The organism is Paracoccus wurundjeri (genome assembly GCF_030678915.1).
GTDB classification, from domain to species: Bacteria; Pseudomonadota; Alphaproteobacteria; order Rhodobacterales; family Rhodobacteraceae; genus Paracoccus; species Paracoccus onubensis_A.
Genome location: NZ_JAUUTZ010000016.1, coordinates 14,712 through 30,458 on the forward strand (window position 1 = coordinate 14,712; position 15,747 = coordinate 30,458).

The 15,747-nt window shown below is 60.4% G+C and carries 21 protein-coding genes; 5 read left to right on the forward strand and 16 right to left on the reverse strand.

The genetic code is table 11. From position 1 onward, the window contains the following. Window positions 1–230: 230 nt before the first annotated feature. From rplL to secE, 6 genes are all read right to left on the reverse strand, one after another. Complete coding sequence (rplL, locus tag Q0601_RS15570; protein WP_119751649.1) at window positions 231–608, reverse strand: 50S ribosomal protein L7/L12; 378 nt, start codon at window positions 606–608, stop codon at window positions 231–233. 68 nt (window positions 609–676) lie between these two features. Continuing rightward, on the reverse strand, window positions 677–1,192 hold the full coding sequence (rplJ, locus tag Q0601_RS15575) for a 50S ribosomal protein L10 (RefSeq protein WP_119751650.1): 516 nt from the start codon (window positions 1,190–1,192) through the stop codon (window positions 677–679). Window positions 1,193–1,432: 240 nt separating this feature from the next. Further along, complete coding sequence (rplA, locus tag Q0601_RS15580; protein ID WP_305290786.1) at window positions 1,433–2,134, reverse strand: 50S ribosomal protein L1; 702 nt, start codon at window positions 2,132–2,134, stop codon at window positions 1,433–1,435. Between the two features lie 3 nt (window positions 2,135–2,137). Continuing rightward, window positions 2,138–2,590, reverse strand: coding sequence for a 50S ribosomal protein L11 (rplK, locus tag Q0601_RS15585; protein ID WP_119751652.1), 453 nt, complete (start codon window positions 2,588–2,590; stop codon window positions 2,138–2,140). An 87-nt stretch (window positions 2,591–2,677) separates the two neighbouring features. Next, on the reverse strand, window positions 2,678–3,214 hold the full coding sequence (gene nusG, locus Q0601_RS15590; RefSeq protein ID WP_119751653.1) for a transcription termination/antitermination protein NusG: 537 nt from the start codon (window positions 3,212–3,214) through the stop codon (window positions 2,678–2,680). 172 nt (window positions 3,215–3,386) lie between these two features. Then, the gene (gene secE, locus Q0601_RS15595; RefSeq protein WP_232845103.1) at window positions 3,387–3,587 is read right to left on the reverse strand and encodes a preprotein translocase subunit SecE; all 201 of its coding nucleotides are present in this window, start codon (window positions 3,585–3,587) and stop codon (window positions 3,387–3,389) included. A 271-nt stretch (window positions 3,588–3,858) separates the two neighbouring features. On the opposite strand from secE, the gene Q0601_RS15600 reads away from it, so the two are divergent. Continuing rightward, window positions 3,859–4,080, forward strand: a complete 222-nt coding sequence (locus Q0601_RS15600; protein ID WP_305290788.1) for a hypothetical protein — start codon at window positions 3,859–3,861, stop codon at window positions 4,078–4,080. Between the two features lie 463 nt (window positions 4,081–4,543). Here the strand turns inward: Q0601_RS15600 and Q0601_RS15605 are convergent, their stop codons facing one another. The 9 genes from Q0601_RS15605 to Q0601_RS15645 form a co-directional block, all read right to left on the reverse strand. Further along, window positions 4,544–5,293 carry a 2OG-Fe(II) oxygenase gene (locus Q0601_RS15605; protein WP_305290789.1) on the reverse strand — a complete coding sequence of 250 codons (750 nt, stop codon included), beginning with the start codon at window positions 5,291–5,293 and terminating at the stop codon, window positions 4,544–4,546. Next, window positions 5,290–6,354 carry a bifunctional DNA-binding transcriptional regulator/O6-methylguanine-DNA methyltransferase Ada gene (gene ada / locus Q0601_RS15610; RefSeq protein ID WP_305290791.1) on the reverse strand — a complete coding sequence of 355 codons (1,065 nt, stop codon included), beginning with the start codon at window positions 6,352–6,354 and terminating at the stop codon, window positions 5,290–5,292. The genes Q0601_RS15605 and ada overlap by 4 nt, the downstream gene beginning before the upstream one ends. Before the next feature lie 212 nt (window positions 6,355–6,566). Further along, the gene (locus Q0601_RS15615; RefSeq protein ID WP_305290792.1) at window positions 6,567–7,325 is read right to left on the reverse strand and encodes an SDR family oxidoreductase; all 759 of its coding nucleotides are present in this window, start codon (window positions 7,323–7,325) and stop codon (window positions 6,567–6,569) included. Between the two features lie 194 nt (window positions 7,326–7,519). After that, window positions 7,520–8,392, reverse strand: coding sequence for an alpha/beta fold hydrolase (locus Q0601_RS15620; protein ID WP_305290793.1), 873 nt, complete (start codon window positions 8,390–8,392; stop codon window positions 7,520–7,522). A 27-nt stretch (window positions 8,393–8,419) separates the two neighbouring features. Continuing rightward, window positions 8,420–8,839 (reverse strand): VOC family protein, encoded by a 420-nt coding sequence (locus Q0601_RS15625; protein WP_305290794.1) that lies wholly within the window; start codon window positions 8,837–8,839, stop codon window positions 8,420–8,422. A 99-nt stretch (window positions 8,840–8,938) separates the two neighbouring features. After that, the gene (locus Q0601_RS15630; RefSeq protein ID WP_305290796.1) at window positions 8,939–10,177 is read right to left on the reverse strand and encodes an RNA polymerase sigma factor; all 1,239 of its coding nucleotides are present in this window, start codon (window positions 10,175–10,177) and stop codon (window positions 8,939–8,941) included. After that, entirely contained in the window at window positions 10,161–10,538 is a 378-nt protein-coding gene (locus Q0601_RS15635; protein WP_305290797.1) for a YciI family protein, read from the reverse strand. The genes Q0601_RS15630 and Q0601_RS15635 overlap by 17 nt, the downstream gene beginning before the upstream one ends. Before the next feature lie 58 nt (window positions 10,539–10,596). Next, window positions 10,597–11,022, reverse strand: coding sequence for a YciI family protein (locus tag Q0601_RS15640; protein WP_305290798.1), 426 nt, complete (start codon window positions 11,020–11,022; stop codon window positions 10,597–10,599). A gap of 127 nt (window positions 11,023–11,149) precedes the next feature. After that, on the reverse strand, window positions 11,150–12,124 hold the full coding sequence (locus Q0601_RS15645) for a GlxA family transcriptional regulator (RefSeq protein ID WP_305290800.1): 975 nt from the start codon (window positions 12,122–12,124) through the stop codon (window positions 11,150–11,152). 82 nt (window positions 12,125–12,206) lie between these two features. On the opposite strand from Q0601_RS15645, the gene Q0601_RS15650 reads away from it, so the two are divergent. The 4 genes from Q0601_RS15650 to Q0601_RS15665 all read left to right on the forward strand — a co-directional run bounded on the left by Q0601_RS15650 (window position 12,207) and on the right by Q0601_RS15665 (window position 14,803). After that, on the forward strand, window positions 12,207–13,358 hold the full coding sequence (locus Q0601_RS15650) for a DJ-1/PfpI family protein (RefSeq protein ID WP_305290801.1): 1,152 nt from the start codon (window positions 12,207–12,209) through the stop codon (window positions 13,356–13,358). Window positions 13,359–13,516: 158 nt separating this feature from the next. Beyond that, the gene (locus Q0601_RS15655) at window positions 13,517–14,005 is read left to right on the forward strand and encodes a VOC family protein (RefSeq protein ID WP_305290802.1); all 489 of its coding nucleotides are present in this window, start codon (window positions 13,517–13,519) and stop codon (window positions 14,003–14,005) included. Window positions 14,006–14,055: 50 nt separating this feature from the next. Beyond that, the gene (locus Q0601_RS15660) at window positions 14,056–14,418 is read left to right on the forward strand and encodes a nuclear transport factor 2 family protein (RefSeq protein WP_305290803.1); all 363 of its coding nucleotides are present in this window, start codon (window positions 14,056–14,058) and stop codon (window positions 14,416–14,418) included. A gap of 100 nt (window positions 14,419–14,518) precedes the next feature. Next, entirely contained in the window at window positions 14,519–14,803 is a 285-nt protein-coding gene (locus Q0601_RS15665; RefSeq protein WP_305290804.1) for a putative quinol monooxygenase, read from the forward strand. A gap of 124 nt (window positions 14,804–14,927) precedes the next feature. Here the strand turns inward: Q0601_RS15665 and Q0601_RS15670 are convergent, their stop codons facing one another. Further along, window positions 14,928–15,719 (reverse strand): phytanoyl-CoA dioxygenase family protein, encoded by a 792-nt coding sequence (locus Q0601_RS15670; RefSeq protein ID WP_305290805.1) that lies wholly within the window; start codon window positions 15,717–15,719, stop codon window positions 14,928–14,930. Window positions 15,720–15,747 lie beyond the last annotated feature (28 nt).

The following is a 15,747-nucleotide window of genomic DNA, read 5'->3' on the forward strand; positions in this document are numbered from 1 at the left end:
TCACCTTTCGTCTTCGCTCGCGTCCCGGGTCGGGGCCCCCGAGGCGCGGCCTGCGAATACAGGGTTGGAATTCCATACTTGCCGCCCGTCCCACCGTGCAGCGCCCGAACTCCGAACATGCCCTGAAGGAAGGTCTGACGCTGCGTCACCGCAAACCGCCCTTCAAGACAGGTTCGGCAGGGACCGGAAAACCCCGGACCCTGCCCATTCCGATCAGCCGTGAAGGCCGATTATTTCAGCTCGACCTTGGCACCAGCCGCTTCGAGCTTCGTTTTCAGCTCTTCGGCTTCGTCCTTGGAAGCGCCTTCCTTGACTTTGCCCCCAGCTTCGACCAGGTCCTTGGCTTCTTTCAGGCCCAGACCGGTGATGCCGCGAACTTCCTTGATCACGTTGATCTTGTTGGCACCGGCTTCGACCAGAACAACGTCGAATTCGGTTTTTTCTTCGGCAGCGCCGGCGTCGCCGCCAGCAGCCGGACCGGCCATCATCACCGCGCCGCCAGCAGCGGGCTCGATGCCATATTCATCCTTGAGGATGGTTTTCAGTTCCTGGGCTTCCAGCAGGGTCAGGCCCACGATTTCTTCGGCGAGTTTCTTAAGATCAGCCATTTTTCCGTTCTTTCAGTTAGTGTTCCAACGTCGGGTATTCAACCACTTGTCGGGAATGGGTTTGCTATCTATGCAGCTTCACGCTCTTCCAGAGTCGTGAGGATGCTTGCGATATTGCTTGCAGGTGCGCCAATCGCTCCGGCGATGTTCGAGGCGGGTGCACCGATGCAACCCACGATCGAAGCGATAAGCTCGTCGCGCGAAGGCATCGCGGCAACGGCTTTCACGCCGGAAACGTCCAGAGCCGAGTCACCCATTGCACCGCCGAGGATCACGAATTTCTCGTTATCCTTGGCGTATTTGTCGGCGACCTTCGCAGCAGCGACAGGGTCCTCCGAATAGGTGAGCACGGTCATGCCCGTCAGGTGTTCTGCAATGCTTGCGCATGGCTTACCCTCAAGGGCGATCTTGGCGAGCCTGTTCTTGGCAACACGCACCGCACCACCAGCTTCGCGCATACGCGCGCGCAGGTCCTGCATTTGCGCAACCGTCATCCCTTCGTAGTGGGCAACCACCACGACGCCAGAGCTTTCAAAGATCTGGCCGAGTTCCTCGACCACTTGCTCTTTTTGTGCTCTATCCACGGTTTCACTCCAATTTGGGGGTTTCCCCCCGGCTCTCACATTTCCCGGGCCATAAGGACCGGGTCGGGTCCGCCAGGGACAAGATCGCCCGAAGGCCAGCCTTCGGAAAAACGCTTGTTCCCCATCTCGGGAAGGACATTAAGCCGTCACCCTTGCGGGATCGGGCACCCTCCGTCTCGGACAGGACGGGGCGGCTTTGCGGCAGCCCCGCCATTCGCCGGATTGCTCCGGCAAATTTCGTCAGGCTTCGGTCGTTGCCGAAGCGATATCCACCGAAACGCCCGGCCCCATGGTCGAGCTGATCGAGACCTTTTTCATATAGGTCCCTTTCGCGCCCGACGGCTTGGCCTTGTTCACGGCGTCCACAAAGGCGCGCAGATTCTCGGCCAGCTTGTCGGCCTCGAAGGACGCCTTGCCGATTCCGGCATGAACCACACCGGCTTTCTCGGCCTTGAACTGAACCTCGCCGCCCTTGGCGGCCTTGACGGCATCCGCGACATCCATCGTCACCGTACCGACCTTGGGGTTCGGCATCAGGTTCCGGGGACCAAGGATCTTGCCCAGACGGCCGACCAGCGGCATCATGTCGGGGGTCGCAATGCAGCGGTCGAATTCGATCTTGCCCGACTGCACGGTTTCCATCAGATCCTCGGCGCCGATGATATCGGCACCGGCCTCTTTCGCTTCGTCGGCCTTCGGACCACGGGCGAAGACGGCAACACGGACATCCTTGCCGGTCCCGGCGGGCAGCGTCACCACGCCGCGCACCATCTGATCGGCATGACGCGGATTCACGCCCAGATTCATCGCGATCTCGATGCTTTCATCGAATTTCGCGGTGGCATTATCCTTGACCAGCTTGACCGCATCCTCGACCGAAAGGTTCGATTTGCCTTCAAAGGCGGCGCGGGCGGCGGCTTTTTTCTTGGAAATCTTTGCCATGGCTTAGCCTCTCACCTCGATACCGATCGACTTGGCCGAACCAAGAATGATCTTCATCGCCTGATCGACGTCATTGGCTGACAGGTCGGCCATCTTGGCTTCAGCGATCTCGCGCACCTGCTTGACGGTCACATAGCCAGCCGTCTCACGGCCGGGCTTTTCCCCACCGCGCGCACGGTTCCGTTTGCCCTGAGGCTTCAGGCCAGCGGCCTTTTTCAGCAGGAAGGACGCCGGAGGAGTCTTCGTCTCGAAGGTAAAGGACTTGTCCGCGTAATAGGTGATGACCACCGGAACGGGCGCGCCCTTCTCCATCTCCTGCGTCTTGGCGTTGAATGCCTTGCAGAATTCCATGATATTGATCCCACGCTGACCCAGCGCAGGGCCGACGGGGGGCGACGGGTTGGCTTCGCCCGCCTTGATCTGCAGCTTCAGCTGCCCGACTACTTTCTTGGCCATCTGGCCTTCTCCTTCATCATCATGCCCTGCCCGTCATTGGGTCCATGGGGCCGACTTAGCGGTACGGCTCTCGCCTCCCGCGACCAATCACGAGGCCTTCGCGACCTGCGTGAATTCCAGTTCGACCGGCGTTGGCCGGCCAAAGATCGATACCGTGACCTTGAGACGAGAGGCCGCATCGTCGACCTCTTCCACCATCCCCGAAAAGCCCTCGAAAGGCCCGTCGGTCACATTCACCTTCTCGCCCACATCGAAGCGGATCAGGTTACGCGGCGCGGCATCTTCCCCTTCGCCCGTGCGGCTCAGGATCGTGTTCACCTCTTCGTCGCGCATCGGCATGGGCTTGCCATGGGCGCCAAGAAATCCGCTGACCCGGTTGATCGAGTTCACCAGGTGATAGCTGCGATCCGTCATTTCCATCCGGACCAGGACATAACCCGGCATGAAGCGACGCTCAGAGGTCACTTTCTTGCCACGGCGAATTTCAATCACCTCTTCGGTCGGGACCAGAACTTCTTCAATCTGGTCCTCAAGCCCCTTTTCAGCGACCGCCAGACGAATCGCCTCGGCGACTTTCTTTTCGAAGTTCGAAAGAACGCTGACCGAGTACCAACGTTTTGCCATGCCTCTAGCGACCCCTGCTCACCACCGGGAGAATCACGCGAATCCGCGCCAACTCCTTGAATTCAAATCGTTCCGACAAAATCGAAATCGGCGCGCATATCGATTCGATGCACGCCGTTTGCCGGACAGTCGGGCGCACATACCGCCGCCCGCGCGAAAATGCAAGCCCCGATCAACCGCTTATCAGCTTCAGCCCCTCGGTCAATCCGGTTCGAATCACCAAATCCACGAGGAAGAAGAACAGGCTGGTCAGAGCCGCCATGATCAACACCATGATAGTCGTGGTCACGACTTCACGGCGCGTCGGCCATGTGATCTTCGCACCCTCGGCGCGAACCTGTGTGATGAATTTGACGGGATTGGTGGCCACGATCGGCTCCTTCGTATATGCGAGGGGTGATGTAGCCAAACTTGACCGTTCTTTCAAGCCCGTTACCCGAAGCCTGACATTCCATCCGGCTGAAACGGTGGCGATATGTGCCAGAGTTCGGTGTCCGCAGCTTTGAATTCACCATTAATAGTTTGATTTTATTGTTATTGCACGGAAATACGAGACGTTCCGTCGATTCCGGGCTTTGTCTTGGCGGCACGCTTCCTATCTATGGGTCATGACAGGGATCAGGCTTCACAAACGGCTAAGGGATATGCGGGACGAGGCCATCCGGCGCCCGGAATATCGCGTGGTTTACGCCCATGCCTTGACGGTTGCGCATATGAACGGCCAGTTGATCGCCAATGATCATCCGTCATGGGCGGCAATCGACGACGCAATCACGGCAGCGCGCAACGGCGCGCCAGACGCGCTTGACACGATAGAGCGGGAATTGCTTCGGCTTCGCGATCGTCTGGCTATCCGGGGGCGATAGCCGACGCCCGCCCCTCATCGCATGGTCGGTTGCTGCGGCGCGGCCCGCCGAGCCTGTAACATTCGCCGCAGGCCCATAGACAGACGCTGGCTAAATCCACGCAATGCGGGGCGACGCCATCATTCGCGGCAACTATCAAGATAGTTGCAGAAGTTTCGTCGCAAGTTCAGCCAGGTCTCTTGCGGAACAGCCCCACTTATCCGAAAGTCCGGACATACCGGCTTTCGGGGGGTCCCGGGCATGGCAATTCCTGTAGATATACGCGGGACGCAATCCGCATTGCTGCGCGGCACTCAGGTCATGGTCATGCGCCGCGTCTCCATCGCCGGTGGCCCAAAATGCTCCTATACGCGGAACCGTCTCCCATCGAATGATGGTTAAGTGAAATCCGCTACGGGATACACGCACAAGCGTAATCGCTATGCAAATGACCGCGACTGCCGGGCGGACTTACAGGTCCTGGTCATTTCGCGTCGTGAAAGATGATCCCGACGGTGTGGCGCTGGCCGCTGCGGACGCGGCTGACGCCGTGGCGCAGGTTGACGCGGTAATTGCCGCGGCTGCCCTTAACCGGGCGGTTGTGGACGGCAAAGACCACGGCGTCACCCTGCTTCAGCGGAACCACCTCGGCGCGGCTTTGCATCCTGGGGCGTTGCTCGGTCAGGACGAACTCGCCGCCGGTGAAGTCACGGCCCGGTTCCGACAACAGGAACGCCACTTGCAGCGGGAAGGCAAGGTCACCGTAAAGGTCCTGATGCAGGCAGTTGAAGTCGCCCGCAACATATTGCAGCAGCAACGGCGTCGGGCGTTTCTGCCCCGCTTCGTGGCATTGGCGCAGGAAATCCACATGCGCTTCGGGATAGCGCCGATCAATACCCATGCGTTCATTCCAGCTATTGGCAACCCCCGCCAGTTTCGGCCAAAGCGCCGTGCGCAACCCACCCAGCAGATCCGGCAGCGGATATTTGAAATAACGATATTCACCCCTGCCGAAGCCATGCCGCGCCATGTGGATGTGGCTGCGGAAATGCTGCTCCTTCGGATAAAGGGCCGCGATATCGCGGCATTCTTCCACAGTCAGGACGTCTTTCAGCGTTGCGCAGCCGAAATTGTTCATCTCGTCGGTGAAAGCTGCCCAATCATAACTCACGAGACGCGCTTCCGCCGATTTCACGATCGGCGCGGAGGGGATGAAATCAGTAACGGCATTCATGCTGCGGACTCCTTTTCCAGCAATGCGCGTTTGCGCTCGATCCCCCAGCGATAACCGGAAAGCTCACCATCGTTACGCACCACGCGGTGGCAGGGTATCGCTACCGCGATCTTGTTGGCGGCACAGGCCCCGGCCACGGCGCGGACCGATTTCGGTGCGCCGATCTGGCGGGCGATCTGCGCGTAACTGACCGTCTCACCTATGGGAATGTCGCGCAGCGCCTGCCAGACGCGCTGCTGGAAAGCGGTGCCGCGAATATCCAGCGGCAGATCCAGCCCGATCCGAGGCGCCTCAACAAAACCGACCACCTGCGCGACGCGTGCCTCGAAAGCCTCGTCGCCGCCAATCAGGTTGGCCTTGGGAAAACGATCCTGCAAATCATTGACCAGAATCTCGGGATCGTCGCCCATTGCAATGGCGCAGATCCCCTTGTCGCTCTCGGCCACGAGGATCGCACCAAGGGAACTTTCGCCCACGGCGAACAGAATGTCGGTGTCCTTGCCGCCTTGACGAAAGGTGGTAGGCGTCATGCCCAGCACCTTGTTCGACGTTTCATAGAACCGGCTGTTCGCGTTGAAACCGGCGTCATAAATCGCTTCGGTCACGGTATTCTCCTTATCCTGTAGCACGGCGCGGACCTTCTGCGCCCGATGCGCGGCGCCCCATTCGCGGGGGGTCAACCCGGTGATTGCCTTGAATTGGCGGTGAAAGTAGTGGCTGCTGAAGCCTACGCGCCGGGCGAGATCGTCCAGCTTTGGCAATTCTTCCGACGCCTCGATGATACGGCAGGCTTCGGCGATGATATCTGCATTGGCCTGTGCGGATGATTGCCCGTTGGGATTGCAGCGCATGCAGGGGCGGAAGCCTGCGGCCTCGGCGACCTCTGGCGCGTCATAGAAGGTGACGTTGGCAGGGCTTGCACGGCGCGAGGGGCATGATGGGCGGCAATAGATACCCGTGGTTTTCACGGCAAACACGAAACTGCCATCTGCACCCGCATCCCGGTCCACAACGTTTTGCCAGCGCGGGTCTTGTTCGGTCTGGGTCTGTTTCGAGGTCATGATCGTTACCCGATATGTCTATTGTTGAGCCTAATATAGGGCGTTTTTGCCGTGGCTCACCCCGCGCCTTGCTTTCAAATCCCACCCGGCACGAGCGGCGAAGGACAACGCTTTGGTCAGGCGAAGCACCTCGCCCGACGCCAGCCGTAATCGTGATTACCGTCCGGCAGGGACCGCAATCGGGCCAGGCCCCCGCCAATAGCTCCGTTTTTTCAGAGCAACCGAACCGACATGCCGCCGTCAACGGTCATCGGCGTTCCTGTCATGAAACTGGATCTGCCGGACAGGAGAAAAAGTGCCGCTTCAGCGATTTCAGCTGAATTGGCCATCCGCTTCATCGGGTGCAGATTTGCGATGAACTCAAGAGCAGCGGGATTTCCTTCTCCTCCTGATGGTGTAACCGTTCCTCCGGGTAGAAGCGCATTTACACGAATGCCGTCGCTTGCATGATCGGACGCCAGCGACTGGACCAATCCAATCATCCCGGCCTTGGATGCGGCATAAGCCCCCATTCCGGGCATGCCACCATTACTGAAGCCGACAAAAGAGCTGGTATAGACAATTGATCCGCCTCCACGCGCAACCAGTGCAGGTATCTGAGCTTTTGCCGCGAAGAACGCACTCGTGAGGTTGGTGTCGATGACGGTACGCCAGTTCGTGCTCTCCATCTCTGGGACCGCGCCCATGGCCCCCACTGTTCCGGCATTGTTGAATGCCCCGTCAAGCCCACCGAATGTGCTTTCGGCCAAAGCGACAAGTGCTGCGGCATAGGCCTCGTCTGTCACGTCACCTGCAAGGCAGGTCGCACTTCCGTTGCTTTGAGTGATCTGATCGACGATCAATTGCAGTTCATTATGTCGGCGCGCGCCAAGGACAAGATTTGCCCCCTGGGACGCACATAAAATTGCGGCGGCGGCTCCAATTCCACTACTCGCGCCAGTGATGATGATGGTTTTGTTTCCGAGATCCATGCTCGTGCCTTCCATTGATGCATGAGCATGGATTTACGTTCGCAGAGATAGTTGGGCGCTCCGAATCTTGCTGCCGAAACAGGCGTCGGAACGGGCGCAAGCACCCGCGCATGTGACAAGAACCCTGGCCGGCATGCTCGGATGCTATTCCGTCGGTGCGGTGTGCTCATCCTCGTTAGACCGAGGCGCGGGCTTCATTCAAACATGCCCTTCGGCGTCTCGCCAGCCAGGAACGGGCCTATATGTGACATCAGCAACTCTGGCTGCATGATCACCGCCGTATGCGAGGTCGCCGGCAAGACCGCCAGACGCGATGCCGGCAGGGGCTCACCCATATCGCCCATGCCACCGCCGCCCAGCAGCCGGAACATGGCCACCGAATGTTCGAGCGTCGCCACATCCGCATCGCCGGTAATGATCAGCACCGGAGTTTCCAGCGCGTCGACCCCGGCCTCCCATGCCATCGGCTCTTTTTCGAGCGCGATCAGCTTTTCGACCAAAGCCGGGAAGCCATCGGGATTGGGGGCAAGCTTCCTGTATTCCTCGGCAAAGGGCATCTCGGTGAACATCTCGACCGTCATCTGCGGGATAAATTCGCGAAAGGCCGGCTGCCAGCCTTCGGCATCATAGGCGGCAGAGGCAGCGATCAATTGGTCGACCTTTTCGGGGTGACGGATGGCCAGTTGCAGCCCGGCGGCGGCACCCATGGAATAGCCGAAGACATCGGCCTTTTCCAGACCCACCGCGTCCATGAAGGCGGCCACGTCATCGGCAAGATTGGGATAGGTGATCGGCCGGTCGATATCGGTGGTGCGCCCATGGCCCTGGAATTCCAGCGCATAGACGGTGTGGTTTTCCGTCAGCATCGGGATAATCTCGCCCATGCCGGGGATGTTCATATAGGCACCGTGCAGCACGACAATCGGATCGCCCTGTCCCGAGACCTCGTAATAAATCTGCATCCCGTTGACCTCGACGCGCTCGCCCGTCTCGGTGGCTGTCTGGTCCTGCGCGGCAGCCGGAAAGGCCAGCAACAGGGTGGCGGCTGCGATTGTAATCCGTGACATCTTCTCTCTCCTTGTTGCGTCTACCGTTCAGGCCGCGTCCGGGCCGGGCATCGCAGACATGTCCATCCACGCGAATTCCAGCACATGCCCGTCCGGATCCTGGACCTGGCGGTTATACATCCAGCCCATATCCATCGCCGGGCGACCATCCAGCGTGCCGCCGGCGCCCTCGCCCGCCCTGGCTGTCGCATCGACAGCGTCGCGTTCATCGAAGCTCAGCGCATACATCGCGCCGCAAGCCGTCTTGGCATCCGCGATCGTCAAGGGCGTGAAGGTCTGGAAATAGTCGCGGCTCAGCAACTGGAATGTGATCGTATCGGACCACACCATGCTGGCGGCGTTGTCATCGCTGAACTGCTCATTCTTCTGGCAGCCGATCGCCTGATAAAAACGCGTCGCGGCAGCAAGGTCAGCGACGGGCAGGTTTACGAAGATCATTCTGGTCATTATCTTTACCCCAGTTCGTGTTGGTCGTGATGCAAGGACGAAGCAGAAAACCGAAATCCGACATGGGCCGCGATAATTTTCTACACCCGTCGCGAAAACCTAAAGCCCGTCCAGAAGCTGCCGGATATGTCCGGCTTCAGCCGGCGTGTTCGCGAGCGCAATGGCCCGCCCGAAGGCGTCGCGGGCTTCGTCTTTCCGGGCAAGGTCGCGCAGGAAGGTTCCGCGCACACCGTGGAAGTAGAAATAACCGTCCAGCGGCGCGGCCAGCGGCTCGATCATATCAAGTGCCGCCTGCGCGCCGTGCAGCTTCGACACCGCAACCGCCCTGTTCAGGGTAATGACGGGTGAGGGCACATGATGTTCCAGCGCCCGATAAAGCGCCTCAATCTCGGCCCAGTCGGTATCCTCGGGCCGCGACGCACGGGCATGGATCGCGGCAATGGCGGCCTGGATCTGATAGGAGCCGGGCCGATGGTGCAGCATCGCCTTGTCGATCATGACAAGCGCTTCGGCAATCATCCGGCGGTTCCACTGCTTGCGATCCTGATCCTCCAGCAGGATCGGTGCGCCATCTTTGTCAAAACGCGCGTTCTGGCGCGAATGCTGGATCAGCATCAGTGCCAGCAGGCCCATCAGTTCGGGCTCAGCGGGAAACATGCGCAGCAAAAGCCGCGCCAGCCGGATCGCCTCGTCACAAAGACCCGCGCGCTCGCTGGCGGGGTTGGCGTCGGTATAACCCTCGTTGAAAACCAGATAGATCATGGCGGTGACGGTGGCCAACCGCTCGGCGCGTTCGGCAGGGCCCGGCGTATCGAAGGGAATATCGGCATTGGCGATGCGGGCCTTCGCGCGGGTGATGCGCTGCTCCATCGCCTTTTCCTTGATCAAAAAAGCCGCCGCGATGCGCGACACCGGCAGACCCGACACGATGCGCAACGCCAGCGCGATCTGCTGCGTCGCGGGCAGGTCCGGATGACAGCAGACGAACAGAAGCCGCAGGATATCGTCGCGATAATCGGCCGCATCCAGCCGCTCGGCCATGTCGGGCTGGTCGGCTGCGCCATCAAATGCGGCGTCATCGGGCGGCAGTTGCGTCAGCCGCCTCTGGCGACGCATATAATCCAGCGCCGCATTGCGACCAACCATGATCAGCCAGGCGGCGGCATCGCGGGGCGGACCCTTTTCGGGCCAGTTTTTCAGCGCGCGAAGACAGGCTTCCTGAAACGCCTCCTCGGCCAGATCGAGATCGCGGAAATAGCGCAGAAGCGCCGCTACGACCTGCGGCCGCGTTCCGGTCAGCCGCGCTTCGATCCAGCTTGGGTCAGGGGTCCGTGTCATGTGCGGCTGACGCTCCGTCGGGGTAATAGCCCATGATCGGGCGCAATTCATAGGCGCCGCCCGGATTGGCCTCGGTCAGTTCGCGGGCGATTTGCAGGCCCTGATCAAGATCCCTGATATCGACGATATAGAAGCCCAGAAGCTGTTCCTTGGTCTCGGCATAGGGCCCGTCCAGCACCATGCCGTCGCTTTTCCGCAAGGTCGTGGCCGAGGATGAGGGCATCAGCCGGGCGATCGGCTTGAACTGATCGGCCCATTTTCCATGCACCTTTTTCAGCCGCGTGATAACGGCGGCATCATGTTCGGCCGACCAGTTCGAGGTGACGTTTTCGTCATGATAGCAGAGGATGGCGTAAAGCATTGGCGTCTCCATTCCAGCCGCCGCGTTGGAGGTGCGGCTGGAAAGTGATAATGCACGATCAATCCTCGCCGGCCAGCCTGTTACGCGTGTCAGCGTGGATTGCCGCGACTTCGGGGGTCAGGGCTTCGCTGAAATCGTCCATCTCGTAGATGGGCCGGATCTCCAGTTCACTGGGGCCAGGCATCGGATTCGGGCAGCGTTTTGCCCAGGTGACGGCCTCGTCCATGTCCTTGACGGTCCACAGCCAGAAGCCCGCGACCAGTTCCTTGGTCTCGGCGAAGGGGCCATCGATGACCAGCCGCGAAGGCCCGTCAAACATAATCCGCTTTCCCTGGGACGAGGGCTTCAGCCCGTCGCCGCCGGTCATGATGCCGGCCTCTACCAGTTCCTGATTGAATTTCCCCATCGCCTCCAACAGCTCGTGCGAGGGCATAACCCCCTTTTCGCTGTCCTCGGTGGCCTTTACGAATACGGCGACACGCATGGTCTTTCTCCTTGATTGCTTTGGCCCTCGTCGGGCTTGTAATCTGAAGACGTCGCGCAGATCGCCAATCCGACACGGCGGCGCTTTTTTTCAAGATCCCGAAGACAGACAAGACGCCGGGCTTGGCTTAGCCTGTCTCGGAATGCAACTCGCGGAACAGCTTCGGTTTGATGCCGAAGCGGCGCTCGAAGACCTCGGTCAGGCGCGCGGTCGGATAAAGACCGACCTTGTCCGCGATCTCCTTCAATGGCAGGCCACGCGACAGCAGCATCCGCGCCATATCCAACCGCGCGATTTCCACAAATCGCGCAGGGGTGATCCCCGTGGCCGCAACGAATTTGCGGTGAAAACTGCGTTCGGTCATGCCGGCCCGTTCGGCCAGACAAGGCACGTCCAGCGTCTTGTCCAGATGTGACAGCAGCCATTCGATCAATTCGGCAAATGGGCTTTCGGCCCTGCTCTGCGCCTGAAGAACAAAGCTGAACTGCGACTGATATCCGGGCCTGCGAGCATAGAGTACCAGCCTTTTCGCGACCTCGCCGGCGATTGCCGCATCCAGATCGGCCGAAACCATAGCCAGCGCCATGTCGATGCCGGTGGTGACGCCTGCCGATGTCCAGCACCTGCCATCGACAACATAGAGCGCGTCGGAATCGACGATAACTTCGGGAAATGCCCGCGCCAGTTGCGCACAGGAATCCCAATGCGTCGCGACCCGCCTGCGGTTCAGCAAACCCAACGCGGCAAGGATGAAGCCTCCGCTGCAAACAGAGCCGAAGCGTTCGGCATTTTCCACCAATGGCGGCAGCGTGGTGCTCAATTCCGCATCCGCCATCGCCGTCAGCAGGTGCGGGCGTTCGGCACCGACGACCACAACCATATGCGCCTGACCGGGCACAAGGGTGGCGAGTCGCCGGGTTTCGACCGAGATGCCGCTGCTGCTTTCAACCGGCCCGCCCCGGGCAGAGGCGACAGTCATCGCATAGAACGGGGCCAAGCCCCGTTCGACCAAAGCACGATTGGCGTTGTTGAAAACCGCTGTCGGCCCCGAAAGGTCAAGCAGTTCAAAACCCGGATAGACAATAAGGACGATCTGCGGCATTGGCAGAAATTACCATAAATTTGTCATTTCCGCCATACCGCAAGTCATCTAGCCTGAAAACCTAAAGGTGCGAAGGTGGCAAATGTCCTTACGGCGGATCCTCTTGGCGATTGCGGCGATGGCGATCATCGGGCTGGCCGGGTTTGGCGGCTGGGTCGCGAAACTGCCACCGAATGCAGTGGCCATGCCAGCACCCTCGGTTCCGGCAGCCGAAACAGATGCGATGCTGTCTGCACTGGCCCCCCGGACATCTACACGCCCCATGATCGCGATCGTCGGTCTTAACGATGCCACCGAAACCACAGACTACCTTTTGCCGGTCAGTATCCTGCGCCGTGCCGACGTGGCGGATGTCGTGATGCTGGCGGCCGGTCCGGGACCCGTCCGATTGTTCCCGGCCCTGAGCGTCGAGGCGGATGCAACCATCGCCGCATTCGATGCCATACATCCGCAGGGCGCGAATTACGTGATTGTCCCGGCGATGAGCCGCGATGACGCCCCCGTGATCCTGGACTGGCTGCGGGCGCAATCGGCCAAGGGTGCCGTCATCATCGGTATCTGCGCCGGGGCCAAGGTCGTTGCTGCGGCGGGGTTGCTGGACGGTAAACGTGCAACCACGCATTGGTATTATCGGGATGAGATGCTGCGGCGAAATCCGGCGATCCGATATGTGACCGACAGGCGAATAGTCGCGGATGGCCAGGTGGTCACGACGACTGGGATCAGCGCATCCATACCGATGATGCTGACACTTGTCGAAGCGATCGGCGGACGGACCCGCGCCGAAAACGTGGCGCAGGATCTGGGGGTGCAAGGCTGGGGCCCGGAACATTCCAGCGCTGCCTTCCGCCTGACCTTTGCCTTCGCGACCACAGTTCTGCGGAACCGCCTCGCGTTTTGGAAGCACGAGACGTTCGGTATCCGCATGCGCCCCGGCATGGACGAGGCAACGGTGGCGCTGGTTGCCGACGGATGGTCGCGGACCTATCGCTCGCAAGCCATTGCAGTCGCCGAAACACCGCAGGCGATCGTGACGGCCAACGGCATCCGCATTCTGCCGGATCAGGTTGCCGGGACGCGTTCCGCCGATCGATGGCTGGCATTCCCATCCGGGCAAGCGCCGGCTGACGCGCTTGACAACATGCTTGGAGCGATCCGTGACACCTATGGCCGCCCGACCCACGATCTGGTCGCGATGCAACTGGAATACCCGACGGGGGATGGTGCGCGATGATCTGCCGCCGCCCCGATACCGGGCGAAATAAATCTCACCGTCCTTGTCGGCAAACGGTCTCGTTGTTCGTCCTATGTCCAGATCGCAACGATCCGCCGAATCTATCATGATCATGCCGTCCGGGACATGCCGAGCCGGCATTACAGCAAGGGAGAAGGATGATGACGAAACTGGTAACCTGCCTCTGGTTCGATCTCGGCCAGGCCAGCAAGGCCGCCGAATTCTATGCGGCGACCTTTCCTGACAGTCATGTCGATCGGGTGAACACGGCGCCCGCCGATTATCCAAGCGGCAAGGTCGGGGATGAGCTGACGGTCGAGTTTACCGTTCTCGGCCGACGTTTCATCGGTCTGAACGGAGGGCCGATCTTTACTCCGAACGAGGCCGTCAGCTTCATGGTGCTGACCGAGGATCAGGCCGAGACCGACCGCTACTGGAACGCGATTGTCGGCAATGGCGGCCAGGAAAGCGCATGTGGCTGGTGCAAGGATCGCTGGGGGCATTCCTGGCAGATCACGCCGCGCCGGCTGATGGAGCTGACGACGGGATCGGACCGCGAAAAGGCGCGCCGCGCTATGGAGGCAATGTTGACCATGCACAAGATCGACCTGGCAGCAATCGAAGCCGCCGCCGCAGGGTCTGGCTGACCAGCACAATCCGGGAAAGACCGCTATTCGACAACGCGAACGAGGCCAAGATGACCGACGATACCAGAACCACGCGCGACATCATCACGCGCTTCCATAACGCTTTCAAGGCGCATTGCCCCGAGGATCTTGATGATCTGATCGCCGATGACTGCGTTCTCGAGAATACGGCACCCGCGCCGGACGGCGCACGGTATGAGGGCCGGCAGGCATGCCTGAGCTTCTGGAAGGACATCGCAGCCTCTGCGAATCTTGCCTTCGAGGATGAGGAAATCTGGGTCAGCGGCGAACGCGGCATCATTCGCTGGCAACTCAGATGGGGCGATGGCGACACGGCGCGCGTACGTGGCGTCAACATCATGCGCGTACGCGATGGGCACATCGTCGAGGGCCTGGGATATGTGAAGGGGTAATCCATCGCGCTCCATCAAGAACAGGCGCCGCCTCGCAGCACCGGCGATCAGCAGCAAACGGCACCGGCGCTGTCCGGACGTCAATCAAGGGAGACGCAGAATGATCATCATCTCTGGATACGCGCTTGCAAATAGCGCCGAGGAACGGGATGCCGCAGTTGCGGCTTTTGCCGAAATGGTGATGCGTGCGCGGAAGCAGGACGGCTGCATCGATCTTGCCATCACGGCGGACTCGGTCGATCCGACGCGCAGCAATATCATCGAAATCTGGCGCGACGAACAGGCATGGAAGGCGTGGCAAAAGCTGGCCAAAGGACCCAAGACCCGTCCGAAAGCCGTCAATGTCTCGCTTTACCGGACTGATAGCGTCAAGAAGCTCGCCTAGAAAACCCTGCCATACGCATTGCCGGCTTCACACATGGTCAACGCGCCATGGCAGGTCACCTTCGAACCCGTCATGGGCCGCGACAAAGTTGACCCGGGCCGCCTGGCAGCCCGGGCCCTTGCTGTCAGAGCTTCAGCCCACATGCGCGACGGATCGCGACCTGAACCGGCGATGGCGGCAAGGCCGGATCGAATTCCCCCGCCGGCAACAACGGTGGCTGGGCCATGAAGCGCGGTTGCCGTCCACGATGCGGTTGCGCGGAATGGACGATAAAGGGATGACACAGATAAACGGTGCCCGCGGCCCCGGTCGCCAGGGCGATGTCGCAATCACCCGTGGAGGTATAGCCGCCCGCCGAAAGCTGCCTCAGCGTCGCCCCCTGATCGCCATAGGGCAACAATTCGCGCGCAATGACCGCGTGCGAGCCTTTGCGTATTCTCGTCGGCGCATCCTTCGGACCGACATCCGAGAACATGAACAACATCAGCAATGCGCGCCCGCTGCTTTTCACATTGGCCCGCCATTCCATGAAATCCAGATTATCCGTGCCGAAGCTCATATCGACATGCCAGCCATCGTCGCCGGGGGATTCCGGCGAGGGAAAGCGGATCGGAAAGGTTCCAAGGCCATTCGGAGCAAGCCAGCGGTCCTTGCCGACAAGTTGATCATAGGCATTGTGCAGCCGGGGAGTGTTGGCAGCATCGACAAAAGGGCGCGAGGTCTTGAACCCCAGTCGAACGACGGGCTGGACCCAGCCTTCCGGTCTGTCGGGCGACAGCCCCATCTCGGCCCATAACGCGTCCCGGCCTTGTTTTGCGAGGTCGGTGCCGAAGGCATGTTCGATCTTGACGAAACCATCGTCGATGAAGCTCTGGACCTGATCCGTGGTCAGGCCAAGCCGTTTGAATTCGGGCATTTCACATTCTCCATTCGGCCACCGCCCG